Consider the following 14010-nt stretch of genomic DNA (forward strand, 5'->3'; position numbering starts at 1 on the left):
AGATAATGACGAAAAGAATTGGGTGAATTTTACCCAATAGCAGTATTCATGGGAGCATAAGATGAGTGATGACGTAGCTGTGCCGCTGGAATTTACCGAAGCAGCAGCCAACAAAGTGAAAACCCTGATTGCCGACGAAGACAATCCGGATCTGAAACTGCGTGTCTATATTACCGGTGGCGGCTGCAGCGGCTTCCAGTACGGTTTTACTTTTGACGATCAGGTGAACGATGGTGATATGACCATCGAGAAGCAGGGCGTTGCGCTGGTGGTTGACCCGATGAGCCTGCAGTATCTCGTCGGCGGTTCAGTGGATTACACCGAAGGTCTGGAAGGGTCACGCTTTGTGGTGACTAACCCGAACGCAACCAGCACCTGCGGGTGTGGTTCTTCGTTCAGTATTTAAGCCTGAATGCGGATTTGTAGGCCCGGTAAGCGAAGCGCCACCGGGCTTATAAACGACGCCTATCTTGAATTTTCATCCAGCGCAAACGTCGGCAGCTTCAGGTGCCAGCGTATTGCCGCCAGACGAATCACCAGCGTCACGACCATCCCCAGCATCGCAGCATTTTCCAGCGGCACCGCAAAGGTGTAATACGCCGTGGCGTGCACAATCCCGCCAATAATACAGGCAGTAGCATAGATCTCGGTACGCAGGATCATCGGTACTTCACGCGCCAGAATGTCGCGAATAATGCCGCCGCCCACGCCGGTTAATACGCCCATGCAGATCGCGACCATCGGGCCGGTTCCGGCATTGAAGGCTTTATTGACGCCAATACCGACAAACACGGCCAGACCCACGGCATCCAGCACCGGGAGTATCCATTTCGGTAATCTGCGGGGCTGGCGAACCAGCACAATGGTTAACAGACAGGTCACCATGGCTACCACCAGATCGGTCGGATCTTTCACCCAAAACACCGGGCCATTCGCCAGCGCCATATCACGGATAGTCCCGCCGCCAACGGCCGTGACTACGCCAAGCACCAGCACGCCAAACGGATCCATGCGTAGTTTTCCGGCGAGCAGAACGCCGGAGATAGCAAAAACGGCTGTGCCAAGAATATCCAGCCAATAAACGAGCATCGTGAAATCCTCGAAAAAGGTCTTCTGTTAGTGACTCTCTGCCAGTGCGGCACAGAGCTGTTTTGCGGCGAGGATAATACGCGGGCTGGCGCGTTCAAACCAGTCACTGTTGAGGGGTATTACCGGTATTTTTAGCTGCTTTTGCCAGAATTGTTCTATTTTGGGAATTTCGCTCGCATTTCCGACCACGACGATGGCTTGTGGCTGGCGCGCCAGAACCTGCTCACGGCTAACCTGCGGCCACGGCACCCGGCTGGCTGCAAAAATGTTTTCCCCTCCGCAGACTTCCAGGACCTGGTTCTGAATTGACCCTTTACCTGTGGTAAACAGCGGCTGACTGCCAAACTGCAGGAAGATGCGCTTTTTAACGGACGTATCGTATTGGGCTTTCAGCGCAGCATAGTCATTGAGCATCTGGCTCGCCGCGTGCCTGGCTTTTTCAGGCGCAGGGCTATAAGGGGCAAGGGCGCGCAGTGCCTGAGCGACTTGCTCAATACTGACGGCGTCAACCCACATGACCTTGATGCCAAGCGAGGTAAGCTGATTGACCTGCCGTTCGGCGTTACCGCCACGCCAGGCCAGCACGAGATCGGGTCTCAGCGCCACGATGCGCTCAAGGTTCATCCCTTGCCAGGTCGCAACGTGTTCAATGTTGGCCGCCTGGGGTGGGTAATCCGAAAAGCTACTCACGCCAACGGGGGTGATGCCAGCGGCAAAGGCCAGCTCGGTGTTAGCGGGAGAGAGCGTAATTACGCGAGGCGCGGCACAGAGCCACGCTGAAGCAAGCAGAAGCAGGGCGGCAAGCGCCCTGAGGGATGGTTTAGCCACGTGCCAGGTTCTGCACCAGGCGTTCCACCATCACGGTAGACTGTTTTGCCGCAACGGTCAGGAACTCGTCGAAGCTGATGTGAGACTGCTGGTCTGCGACGTCAGAGATGGCGCGAACCACCACGAACGGTACGCTGAAGTTGTGGCAAACGTGCGCAATCGCGGTCGCTTCCATCTCAACGGCAACCGCCTGCGGGAAGTTATGACGTATTTTTGCCAGACCGACGGAGCCATTGATGAACGCATCACCGCTGACAATCAGGCCGCGTACCGCGTTAAGATTGAGCTCAGCAATGCAGGTTTCAGCCGCCGCAATCAGTTTGTCGTCAGCTTTAAACCCTGCCGGGCAGCCCGGGAGTTGACCGTATTCGTAGCCAAACGCGGTGACGTCGGCATCGTGATAACGCGCTTCGTCGGAGACAACGATATCGCCCACTTTCAGCGTCGGCGCCAGGCCTCCAGCCGAACCGGTGTTCACGATCACGTCCGGCTTGCAGCGCTCAAGCAGCAGGGTCGCACCCAGCGCAGCAGCCACTTTACCGATGCCTGATTTCAGCAGAGCCACGTCAACACCGTTAAGCTGACCGGTGTAGATCTCACACCCCCCAGAGAGAGGGTCTGACGGTTCTCAATTTTGTCACGCAGGAGCGTAACTTCTTCTTCCATTGCACCAATAATGCCGATTTTCATAGATTTACTCGCGATGTGCCTTGTTAAGATGCATAGTCTATCATGCGGTTAAGGGGAAACGCATTCTCACGCGGGGGAGCACATGTCACCAATCGATTTTCGTACCAAAATTAACTGGCACCGACGTTTCCGCTCGCCACAGGGCGAGAAGAGCGAACATGAGATCCTGCGTATCTTCGAAAGCGATCGAGGAAGGATTATTAACTCGCCCGCCATCCGGCGTTTGCAGCAAAAAACGCAGGTGTTTCCGCTGGAGCGTAATGCCGCTGTACGCACGCGCTTAACCCACTCAATGGAAGTGCAGCAGGTCGGGCGGTATATTGCCAAAGAGATTTTAAGCCGTCTCAAAGAGCTACGTTTACTGGAAACCTATGGTCTGGACGAGCTGACGGGGCCCTTCGAGAGCATCGTTGAGATGGCCTGCCTGATGCATGACATCGGCAATCCGCCTTTTGGTCACTTTGGCGAGGCGGCAATTAATGACTGGTTTAAACAACGCCTTCATCCGTCGGATGCGGCAAGCCAGCCGCTCAGCGATGACCGCTGCATCGTGCGGGATTTACGTCTGCATGAAGGTGAAGAAGGGCTTAACGATCTGCGTCGCAAAGTGCGTCAGGATCTCTGTCACTTCGAGGGCAATGCCCAGGGTATCCGACTGGTACATTCCCTGATGCGCATGAACCTGACCTGGGCGCAGGTCGGCTGTATCCTGAAATATACGCGTCCCGCGTGGTGGACGGGAGAGACGCCCGCATCCCACAGCTATTTAATGAAGAAACCGGGCTACTACCTTTCCGAAGAGGCCTATATTGAACGGCTGCGTAAAGAACTTTCATTGACGCCAAACGGTCGCTTTCCATTAACCTGGATTATGGAAGCCGCGGATGATATTTCCTATTGCGTCGCTGACCTGGAAGACGCCGTTGAGAAAAGAATATTCAGCGTCGAGGAGCTTTACCAGCACCTTTATGCCGCCTGGGGAACCCACGAAAAAGGTTCACTGTTTGCTCAGGTTGTCGAAAATGCCTGGGAAAAGTCGCGCTCAAATACATTAAGCCGCAGCACGGAAGACCAGTTCTTTATGTATTTGCGCGTCAATACATTAAATAAACTGGTGCCCTACGCAGCCTCGCGCTTTATCGATAATCTGCCGCAGATTTTCAGCGGGGAATTCAATCACGCGCTGCTGGAAGATGACAGCAGTTTTAGTCAACTCCTTGAGCTCTATAAACATGTGGCGATGCGGCATGTGTTCAGCCATCCGGATGTCGAGCAGCTCGAACTGCAGGGCTACCGGGTAATCAGTGGGTTACTGGAAATTTATTCTCCGTTGCTTCTGCTGTCGGTCGACGAATTCAGTGAGCTGGTGGAAAAAGAACGCGTGCGACGAATTCCTATCGAATCCCGGCTTTATCAAAAACTTTCAACCCGTCATCGGCTGGCCTATGTCGAAGCGATAAGTAAGCTGGATCGTCACGCTACGCAGTGGCCGGTAATGGAATATTATTATCGCTGCCGTCTTATCCAGGACTATATCAGCGGCATGACGGATTTGTATGCCTGGGATGAATACCGCAAGCTAATGGCCGTGGAATAAACGCTGAGTTTTGTAAAGACGGCCAATAAATTTTTACCTTTTCCATAAACTTATGACCGGAACTAAGCGGTATAAAATGAATCTGAGTTACACAGCAATTTTGCGTTACCTGTAAATCGAGATTGAGAAACATGAAAAAAACCACATTAGCAATGAGTGCACTGGCTCTGAGTTTAGGTTTAGCGCTGTCTCCTCTGACTGCTACCGCAGCCGAGACCGCGTCATCGGCAGCAACCGCGCAGCAGATGCCAAGCCTGGCACCGATGCTCGAAAAAGTGATGCCATCGGTGGTGAGTATTAACGTTGAGGGGAGTACGACCGTCAATACGCCGCGTATGCCGCGTAACTTCCAGCAGTTCTTTGGTGACAACTCACCGTTCTGCCAGGACGGTTCGCCATTCCAGAGTTCCCCGTTCTGTCAGGGCGGTGGTGCAGGGGATGACAGCCAGGGCGGCGGCCAGCAACAGAAATTCATGGCGCTTGGCTCGGGAGTCATTATCGATGCAGCGAAAGGCTACGTCGTGACCAACAACCACGTGGTTGATAACGCGAACAGCATTAAGGTTCAGCTGAGCGATGGCCGTAAGTTCGACGCAAAAGTGGTCGGCAAAGACCCGCGTTCCGATATTGCGCTGATCCAGATTCAGGATCCGAAAAACCTGACGGCGATTAAAATTGCCGACTCTGATGCGCTGCGCGTAGGTGACTACACCGTGGCTATCGGTAACCCGTTCGGTCTGGGCGAAACCGTGACCTCAGGTATCGTCTCTGCGCTGGGCCGTAGCGGCCTGAACGCAGAGAACTATGAAAACTTTATTCAGACGGATGCGGCCATCAACCGCGGTAACTCCGGCGGTGCGCTGGTGAACCTGAACGGCGAGCTGATCGGTATTAACACCGCGATCCTGGCGCCGGACGGCGGCAACATCGGGATCGGTTTTGCTATCCCGAGCAACATGGTGAAAAACCTGACCGCGCAGATGGTGCAGTACGGCCAGGTGAAACGCGGCGAGCTGGGCATTTTGGGCACCGAGCTGAACTCTGAGCTGGCAAAAGCGATGAAAGTGGATGCCCAGCGCGGCGCGTTCGTCAGCCAGGTGATGCCGAACTCCTCTGCTGCGAAAGCAGGGATTAAAGCGGGTGACGTGATCACCTCCCTGAACGGTAAGCCGATCAGCAGCTTTGCAGCCCTGCGTGCGGAAGTCGGCTCTATGCCGATTGGCAGCAAAGTGACCCTCGGTCTGCTGCGTGACGGTAAGCCGGTCAACGTGAGCCTGGAGCTGCAGCAGAGCAGCCAGAATCAGGTTGATTCCAGCACCATCTTCAGCGGTATTGAAGGCGCTGAGATGAGCAATAAGGGCGCAGACAAAGGTGTGGTAGTGAATAACGTGAAGGCGAATTCACCTGCTGCCCGTATCGGCCTGAAAAAAGGGGATGTGATCATGGGCGCTAACCAGCAGCCGGTGAAAAACATCGCTGAACTGCGCAAAATTCTCGACAGCAAACCGTCCGTGCTGGCGTTGAATATTCAGCGTGGTGATACCTCTATCTACCTGCTGATGCAGTAATCCTCTTAAGCCCCTGTACGCAGGGGCTTTCTTGTTTCTGTGACTTTTCCCACAACTCCATACTTCTTCCGCTCTCTTTGTGCATTCGCACAATGCAGCCGTCACTGAACTTCCCTATGCTTGAGCTCTGCTCAGAGGAGGGTGACATGGCTGGCTAGCATCTTGATACCAAAATGGCGCAGGATATTGTGGCGCGCACGATGCGCATCATTGATACCAACATCAATGTAATGGATGCCCGTGGGCGCATTATTGGTAGTGGCGATCGTGAGCGTATTGGTGAATTGCACGAAGGCGCGCTTTTGGTGCTCTCTCAGGGGCGTGTGGTTGATATCGACGATGCGGTTGCGAAACACCTGCACGGCGTGCGTCAGGGCATCAATTTACCGCTGCGCCTTGAAGGCGAGATTGTGGGGGTTATCGGCCTGACCGGCGAGCCGGAGTCCCTGCGTAAATATGGCGAGTTGGTCTGTATGACGGCGGAAATGATGCTGGAGCAGTCGCGCCTGATGCATCTGCTCGCCCAGGACAGCCGCCTGCGCGAAGAGCTGGTGATGAACCTTATTCAGGCGGAAGAGCTTACGCCTGCACTCAGTGAATGGGCGCAGCGCCTGGGGATCGACCTCAATCAGCCGCGCGTGGTGGCGGTGATCGAGGTCGATAGCGGTCAGCTTGGCGTAGACAGCGCGATGGCCGAACTGCAGCAGCTGCAAAATGCGCTAACGACACCGGAACGCGATAACCTGGTGGCGATAGTCTCGCTGACGGAAATGGTGGTGCTCAAACCCGCGCTCAATCCGTTTGGCCGCTGGGATGCCGAAGATCATCGTCGTCGCGTGGAACTGCTGATTTCCCGGATGCAGGAGAACGGTCAGCTGCGTTTTCGCGTTGCGCTCGGCAATTACTTTTCCGGGCCGGGCAGTATTGCCCGCTCCTGGCGCACCGCGCGCACCACCATGATGGTGGGTAAGCAGCGGATGCCGGAGAGCCGCAGTTATTTCTATCAGGACCTGATGCTGCCGGTGCTGCTCGACAGCCTGCGTGGCGGCTGGCAGGCCAACGAGCTGGCGCGGCCCTTAGCGCGCCTGAAAGCGATGGACAACAACGGCCTGCTGCGCCGGACGCTGCAGGCGTGGTTCCGCCATAACGTGCAGCCGCTGGCGACGTCGAAGGCGTTGTTTATTCATCGCAATACGCTGGAGTACCGGCTTAACCGGATTTCGGAGCTAACGGGGCTGGATCTGGGGAATTTTGACGACAGGCTGCTGCTGTATGTGGCGTTGCAGCTGGATGAGCAGAGATGACTGAGTGCGGTCTGGTGCCCTCACCCCATCCCTCTCCCACGGGGAGAGGGCGCAAACATTAAAAACGGCAATCAGGGACTGCCGTTTTGCTTTTATTTCCGAGTTAACTTCTCAAGATCCGCTTCAATCTCGCTGATCTTATTGGTAACAACGCTTTCAAGGTGACGCAGATCGTCAAGGATCTTACGCTTGAGATCGACTTCAGTGCGGTCGCGCTGACAAATCTGATCGAGTTCATCGATCACATAGCGCAGGTTAGGGCTGATTTCCTGAACTTCTTTGTACCCCTGGCCTACGCCGTCCGCGACGACGGTCTTACGCTGGCGTGGATATTTAAACTTCACGCTTTTGGCGAAAAACTCGCCTTTATCCTTGTGAAAATAAATTTTTAAGATGTCGTTGTTGGCTTCCTGGCGGAGGCTGTAACGATCAATTTCATCAGGATTGGTAATGCCCAGACTTTTCAGATTATCGTACATAGCGGTACCCTTATCTCAACATAACCTTTGAATAATTAATGAAAAAATTCCTTTTTGCCACCCTCGGGTTCAAAAAAAGCGGGGTCGATCCTGATTACATTTCACTGACATTACCGAGCAGGGAAAATAAATTGCTCCCACTCGTTTATTGTTGTTTTTAACGACCACGTCAAGCGGAAATCAACGTAATAAGGTAATCATTTCTCTCAACGTTAATGCAGCATCGTGAGAGTCGTGAGAAAAGGCGAGCGAGACGGTATTCAAAGCCGGGGAATTCAGGCAAAGTTATCGCACGAAAGCGTAGGCTACGGGGATAATGACATGTCAGGACGCATTGATTATCAAATTGAAAAATATAGCTTTGGTGCCGTAGAGGAGAACCAAAGACTCACGCATCAGTGGGCAGAAGTCGCCGCCGAATGCCGCCAGCTTCAGGCGGGGGCGGAGGAGCGTTTACGCATTGCCTTGCTCAACGTGGATTATGTCACCAGCTTCGAACTGCCATTTCGGCTGATACTGACCCGCACCCCGCAGCTAATCGCCGGGCTGCGCGATGAGTTTCAGCTAAACCAGAAGAACGTCATCTTCAACGGCAAGCGCTTTGGCTGCGTTTACAGCCTGAAGGGCGATCTGGATGCGATCCCCGACGCTTTTCAATACCGCATGACCACCCGCATTCGACGGGTCGATCCCACCGGGCTTACGGCGGAGCCATTCCGGCAGATTGCCAGAGAGGTCAAAGCGCCGCGTGAGCGACTGAAGCTGGCGCTGGAATCGGGTCTGGCTGTGACTGCGCTTGACGGGCTTTTCTGGTTGGGGAGCCAGCGTATGGCGGCGGATATTGCAGGGTTGAGAAGAAAGGGAATGGCAATCGTGACTGCGGAAACGGACATCTTTGATGATTACACCGGGACGCACAGGCGGGTCCCGGTGTATCAACGGGTCAGCGATTAGTCGATGGTGCGCAGCAGTTCGTTGATACCGACTTTACCGCGGGTTTTCGCATCCACTTTCTTCACGATAACGGCACAGTACAGGCTGTATTTGCCATCTTTCGACGGCAGGTTACCGGAAACGACCACGGAACCCGCCGGAACGCGGCCGTAGTGAACTTCGCCGGTTTCGCGATCGTAAATACGGGTGCTCTGGCCGATGTAAACGCCCATGGAGATCACGGAACCCTCTTCCACGATCACGCCTTCAACCACTTCTGAACGCGCGCCGATAAAGCAGTTGTCTTCGATGATGGTTGGGTTAGCCTGCAGTGGCTCCAGAACACCACCGATGCCCACGCCGCCGGACAGGTGAACGTTTTTACCGATCTGTGCACAGGAACCGACGGTAGCCCAGGTATCCACCATGGTACCTTCGTCAACGTAGGCACCGATGTTCACGTAGGATGGCATCAGCACGGTGTTGCGTGCGATGAACGCGCCCTGACGCACTGCCGCAGGCGGCACCACGCGGAAGCCTTCTTTCTGAAAACGCGCTTCGTCGTAATCAGCGAATTTCATTGGGACTTTATCGAAGTAGCGGCTTTCTGCTCCGTCGATAACCTGGTTATCGTTGATACGGAAAGAGAGCAGCACCGCTTTCTTCAGCCATTGATGAGTAACCCACTGACCGTCGATTTTTTCTGCCACGCGCAGCGCGCCGGAATCCAGCAGGGAAATCACCTGGTTTACCGCTTCACGGGTTACGGTATCCACATTTGCCGGGGTAATCTCGGCGCGACGCTCAAAAGCGGACTCAATAACGTTCTGTAACTGCTGCATTGTTTACTCTTTCCATTTCACTAAAAAACACGTCACCCTTTATCGTTTGGATTGAGGGCTGCTGTCAACCGTTGTTGCACTTCAAGTTGCAGGTCATTATTAAGGGCACGCCGGTCGGCGGTGGCGATTATAAATAAATCTTCTACTCGCTCGCCAATGGTTGTAATTCGGGCGCCATGAAGCGAAATTCCCAGATCGGCAAAAACCTGGCCGACGCGGGCGAGCAGCCCTGGCTGGTCGAGCGCGATCAGCTCCAGGAACGATTTACGGTCGGTATGGGTCGGCAGGAAATTGACCTCGGTATCGACGGTAAAGTGGCGCAATTTCGCCGGCTGGCGACGCGGCTGCGGTGGCTGCCAGCTGCGCTGAGTGATCGCCTGTTCCAGACCGAAGCGTATCCCTTCATGTCTGTCCGACGAGAGCGGACTGCCGTCCGGCTCCAGCACGATAAAGGTATCCATCGCCATGCCGTCGCGGGTGGTAAAAATCTGCGCGTCGTGAACGCTCAGGTTACGCCTGTCCAGCTCGGCGCAGACCGCAGCAAACAGATAAGGCCGATCCGGGCTCCAGATGAAGATCTCCGTCCCGCCGCGCGTCGCCTGTGGGCTAAGCAGGATCATCGGCTGCGACAGATCGTGCTTCAGCAGATGTCGCGCGTGCCAGGCAAGCTGGTTTGGGCTGTGGCGGACAAAATAGTTGGCACGGCAGCGGGCCCAAATCTGATGCAGTGCTTCTTCATCAATGTTATCCATCCGCAGCAGCGCCAGGGCCTGCAGCTGATGATGTCGCACGCGCTCGCGCATGTCCGGGGTGTTTTGCATTCCGCGACGCAGCTGTTTTTCGGTGGCGAAATAGAGCTCGCGCAGCAGGCTTTGCTTCCAGCTGTTCCACAGGGTTTCATTGGTGGCACAAATATCCGCGACCGTCAGGCACACCAGATAGCGCAGACGGTTCTCCGTCTGGACCTCTTCGGCGAATTGCTTAATTACCTCTGGATCCTGAATATCACGACGCTGGGCAGTGACTGACATCAGCAGGTGATGGCGTACCAGCCAGGCGACCAGCTGTGTTTCGCGCGAGTTGAGCCCATGCAGCTCGGCAAATTTCAGCACGTCCTGCGCACCCAGCACCGAGTGGTCTCCACCGCGGCCTTTGGCGATGTCGTGGAACAGGGCGGCAATCAGGATCAGTTCCGGATGGGTGAGGCGCGGCCACAGCTCCACGCAAAGCGGGTGGCGGGATCGCGTCTCTTCTTTCGCAAAGCTTTCCAGCTTGAGCATGACGCGGATCGTGTGCTCATCCACCGTGTAGGCGTGGAAGAGATCGAACTGCATCTGTCCGACGATGTGCGACCACTGCGGCATATAGGCCCACAGCACGCTATGACGGTGCATTGGCAGCAGACCACGGCTGACGGCGCCAGGATGACGGAGCATACTCAAAAACAGCGAGCGCGCTTCCGGGATATAGCACAGCGGCTGCGTCAGATGACGGCGCGCATGGCGCAGATGGCGCAGGGTGGTGGAGTAGATCCCGGTAATCGTGCTGTTGCGCACCATGGTGTAGAACATTCGCAGGATCGCTTCCGGCTCGCGGATAAACAGCGTTTCGTCCCGCAGGTCGATAAGCGTGCCGCGCAGCTGGAATTCGTCATCAATTGGGCGCGGCTTTTCGTCCGCCGTCAGGGCAAGAATGGCCTCGTCGAACAGCTGCAACAGCATCTGGTTCAGCTCGGTCACCCGGCGGGTGACGCGGAAGAAATCCTTCATCATCTGCTCAACCGGTTCGTTACCTTCGCCCTGATAATTCAATCGCTGCGCCACGCTGAGCTGGCGGTCAAACAGCAGGCGGTTATCGTAGCGGGTCACTTCCAGATGCAGGGCAAAACGGATGCGCCACAGCAGATGCAGGCACTCGTTCAGTTCGTTACGTTCGGCCTCGGTTAAAAAGCCAAAGCCGACCATCTCGTCCATTGAGGTGGCGCCAAAGTGGCGGCGGGCCACCCACTGTAGCGTGTGGATATCGCGCAGGCCGCCGGGGCTGCTTTTAATATCGGGTTCAAGATTGTAACTGGTGCCGTGGTAGCGCTGATGGCGCTGATTTTGCTCCTCGACCTTCGCGGCGAAGAATTTTTCTGACGGCCAAAAGCCGTCGCTGAAGATGTGCTTTTGCAGCTCCAGGAACAGCGCCACGTCACCGATCAGCAGACGGGTTTCAATCAGGTTGGTGGCGACGGTCAGGTCAGATAAGCCCTCTAGCAGGCACTCTTCCAGGGTTCTCACGCTGTGTCCCACTTCCAGCTTCACGTCCCAGAGCAGGGTCAGCAGCTCGCCAATCTTCTGCGCCTGTTCGTCCGGCAGCTTTTTACGGCTTAAGATCAGGAGATCGATATCGGAAAGTGGATGAAGTTCACCGCGGCCATAGCCCCCGACGGCAACCAGCGCGATGTCGCTCACCTGCCCGAAACCGTAGTCGATCCACAGACGCTGCAGGAGCTGGTCGATAAATTCGGTGCGCGCTTCAATAAGTTGCTCGGCTGAGACCCCTGCGTCGAACGCGCTGCCCAGCCAGCGATGGAAAACATCCATATGGGCTTTGATATGCGCGCAGGTCAGCTCGTGCGACGGCCAGACGCCCGGGTTATCGGGCTGGTCGGGAAGGGTGGGAAGTGCTGTGTTAGCATACTGTTCGGGTAAGAGATTACTCATCGTGCGCCACCCATAAGAAAAAGCTATCGCCATTAAAAAAGCCGGCATTTGCCGGCTTCTTATCACTCAATGTTCGTCAGTATCGCCGGGATGGTGTCATCCTTGCGCAACGTCATAATTTCGCAGCCGTTGTCTGTTACCACAATAGTATGCTCGTACTGAGCAGACAAGCTTCTGTCTTTGGTTTTCACCGTCCAGCCATCTTTCATGGTGCGGATGCGGTAGTCACCGGCGTTGACCATCGGCTCGATGGTGAAGGTCATGCCCTTTTGCAGCACCACGCCGCCGTCATCGGCATCATAGTGCAGAACCTGGGGTTCTTCATGGAAAACGCGGCCAATACCGTGACCGCAGTATTCGCGCACGACGGAGAACCCTTCCGCTTCTACAAACTTCTGGATGGCAGCACCAATGGTACGCAGGCGAATACCCGGCTTAACCATTTTCAGCGCCAGGTACAGGCTCTCTTGTGTCACTTTGCACAGACGCTCGCCCAGAATCGTTGGCTTGCCGACAATGAACATCTTAGAGGTGTCACCGTGGTACTCGTCTTTAATGACGGTCACGTCGATGTTGACGATGTCGCCATCTTTCAGCAGTTTTTCGTCGTCCGGGATACCGTGACAAACCACTTCATTAATAGAAATGCAGACGGATTTCGGGAAACCGTGGTAGCCGAGGCAGGCGGAAACCGCGTGCTGCTCGTTCACGATATAGTCGTTACAGATGCGGTCCAGTTCACCGGTGCTGACGCCCGGCTTCACGAACGGTTCGATCATTTCCAGCACTTCCGCGGCCAGACGACCGGCGACGCGCATCTTTTCAATTTCTTCAGGTGTCTTAATAGAGATAGCCATGTAATCTGTCCATCGGTGTCGTTTTTTTCGACAATACTAGTCTAAGTGTCGTCAATGGTATCAGTCAGGCACGCTCCGTGCCAAATTGAGAATCATTAACAGCACACTCCGCCAACAACTGTTGGTTTCTGGTCGTGTTTTGTGGTATAAAGCGCGCCGGACTTCCGATCCATCTCAGATACACAGGCTGGACGGGAGCGACAAATCTCACTTTGTGTAACAACACACACGTATCGGCACATATTCCGGGGTGCCCTTCGGGGTCGGTAATATGGGATACGTGGAGGCATAACCCCAACTTTCAATATAGAGGTTTTAAACATGGCAACTGTTTCCATGCGCGACATGCTCAAGGCTGGTGTTCACTTTGGTCACCAGACCCGTTACTGGAACCCGAAAATGAAGCCTTTCATCTTCGGCGCGCGTAACAAAGTTCACATCATCAACCTTGAGAAAACTGTACCAATGTTCAACGAAGCCCTGGCTGAGCTGAACAAGATCTCTTCCCGTAAAGGTAAGATTCTGTTCGTTGGTACTAAGCGCGCTGCAAGCGAAGCTGTGAAAGATGCTGCTAACAGCTGCGACCAGTTCTTCGTGAACCATCGCTGGTTGGGCGGCATGCTGACCAACTGGAAAACTGTTCGTCAGTCCATCAAGCGCCTGAAAGATCTGGAAACCCAGTCTCAGGACGGTACTTTCGACAAGCTGACTAAGAAAGAAGCGCTGATGCGCACTCGTGAACTGGACAAGCTGGAAAACAGCCTGGGCGGTATCAAAGATATGGGCGGCCTGCCAGACGCGCTGTTCGTAATCGATGCAGACCACGAGCACATCGCTATCAAAGAAGCTAACAACCTGGGTATCCCGGTATTCGCTATCGTTGATACCAACTCCGATCCGGACGGTGTTGACTTCGTTATCCCGGGTAACGACGACGCAATCCGTGCTGTTAGCCTGTACCTGAGCGCTGTAGCTGCTACCGTTCGTGAAGGCCGTTCCCAGGATCTGGCTTCTCAGGCGGAAGAAAGCTTCGTAGAAGCTGAATAATAAGGTTTTACCCCTTATTAGTACCGTGTATGAATAGGGGCCCATTACCGGCCCCTTTTTTCAATTTA

11 protein-coding genes and 2 pseudogenes are annotated in these 14010 nt (G+C 54.8%); 6 read left to right on the forward strand and 7 right to left on the reverse strand.

Going from position 1 to position 14010, the window contains the following annotated elements; all coding sequences use genetic code 11:
• Positions 1–61: 61 nt before the first annotated feature.
• The gene (gene erpA / locus BFV64_RS03775; protein ID WP_008501923.1) at positions 62–406 is read left to right on the forward strand and encodes an iron-sulfur cluster insertion protein ErpA; all 345 of its coding nucleotides are present in this window, start codon (positions 62–64) and stop codon (positions 404–406) included.
• Positions 407–465: 59 nt separating this feature from the next.
• Here the strand turns inward: erpA and BFV64_RS03780 are convergent, their stop codons facing one another.
• From BFV64_RS03780 to mtnN, 3 genes and pseudogenes are all read right to left on the reverse strand, one after another.
• Positions 466–1089: a TRIC cation channel family protein gene (locus tag BFV64_RS03780; RefSeq protein WP_014882618.1), complete on the reverse strand. Its 624-nt coding sequence runs from the start codon at positions 1087–1089 to the stop codon at positions 466–468.
• A gap of 27 nt (positions 1090–1116) precedes the next feature.
• A complete protein-coding gene (btuF, locus tag BFV64_RS03785; protein ID WP_059372495.1) occupies positions 1117–1917 on the reverse strand; it encodes a vitamin B12 ABC transporter substrate-binding protein BtuF in 801 nt (266 codons plus the stop codon).
• Positions 1910–2607 (reverse strand): annotated as a pseudogene (gene mtnN / locus BFV64_RS03790) (5'-methylthioadenosine/S-adenosylhomocysteine nucleosidase). Before mtnN ends, btuF begins: the two are co-directional and overlap by 8 nt.
• 82 nt (positions 2608–2689) lie before the next feature.
• Here mtnN and dgt point away from each other — a divergent pair.
• The 3 genes and pseudogenes from dgt to BFV64_RS03805 all read left to right on the forward strand — a co-directional run.
• Positions 2690–4204 carry a dGTPase gene (gene dgt / locus BFV64_RS03795; RefSeq protein WP_059372494.1) on the forward strand — a complete coding sequence of 505 codons (1515 nt, stop codon included), beginning with the start codon at positions 2690–2692 and terminating at the stop codon, positions 4202–4204.
• 131 nt (positions 4205–4335) lie between these two features.
• Positions 4336–5772 (forward strand): serine endoprotease DegP, encoded by a 1437-nt coding sequence (gene degP / locus BFV64_RS03800; RefSeq protein WP_014882622.1) that lies wholly within the window; start codon positions 4336–4338, stop codon positions 5770–5772.
• A gap of 158 nt (positions 5773–5930) precedes the next feature.
• Positions 5931–7076 (forward strand): annotated as a pseudogene (locus BFV64_RS03805) (CdaR family transcriptional regulator); the annotation flags it as partial.
• Between the two features lie 92 nt (positions 7077–7168).
• Here BFV64_RS03805 and BFV64_RS03810 read toward each other — a convergent pair.
• A complete protein-coding gene (locus BFV64_RS03810; protein ID WP_014168696.1) occupies positions 7169–7555 on the reverse strand; it encodes a DUF3461 family protein in 387 nt (128 codons plus the stop codon).
• Positions 7556–7876: 321 nt separating this feature from the next.
• Here BFV64_RS03810 and BFV64_RS03815 point away from each other — a divergent pair, with 321 nt between their 5' ends.
• A complete protein-coding gene (locus BFV64_RS03815) occupies positions 7877–8509 on the forward strand; it encodes an ECs1377 family protein (RefSeq protein WP_069601711.1) in 633 nt (210 codons plus the stop codon).
• On the opposite strand, the gene dapD is transcribed toward BFV64_RS03815, so the two are convergent.
• The 3 genes from dapD to map form a co-directional block, all read right to left on the reverse strand.
• Positions 8506–9330: a 2,3,4,5-tetrahydropyridine-2,6-dicarboxylate N-succinyltransferase gene (gene dapD / locus BFV64_RS03820; protein ID WP_008501915.1), complete on the reverse strand. Its 825-nt coding sequence runs from the start codon at positions 9328–9330 to the stop codon at positions 8506–8508. The two genes, BFV64_RS03815 and dapD, sit on opposite strands and share 4 nt — an antisense overlap.
• 32 nt (positions 9331–9362) lie before the next feature.
• Positions 9363–12038, reverse strand: a complete 2676-nt coding sequence (gene glnD / locus BFV64_RS03825; protein WP_014882625.1) for a bifunctional uridylyltransferase/uridylyl-removing protein GlnD — start codon at positions 12036–12038, stop codon at positions 9363–9365.
• Positions 12039–12100: 62 nt separating this feature from the next.
• Entirely contained in the window at positions 12101–12895 is a 795-nt protein-coding gene (gene map, locus BFV64_RS03830) for a type I methionyl aminopeptidase (protein ID WP_014882626.1), read from the reverse strand.
• Positions 12896–13216: 321 nt separating this feature from the next.
• Here map and rpsB point away from each other — a divergent pair, with 321 nt between their 5' ends.
• Entirely contained in the window at positions 13217–13942 is a 726-nt protein-coding gene (gene rpsB / locus BFV64_RS03835) for a 30S ribosomal protein S2 (protein ID WP_003856207.1), read from the forward strand.
• Positions 13943–14010 lie beyond the last annotated feature (68 nt).

The sequence above is a fragment of the Enterobacter kobei genome (assembly GCF_001729765.1).
Taxonomy (GTDB): Bacteria; Pseudomonadota; Gammaproteobacteria; order Enterobacterales; family Enterobacteriaceae; genus Enterobacter; species Enterobacter kobei.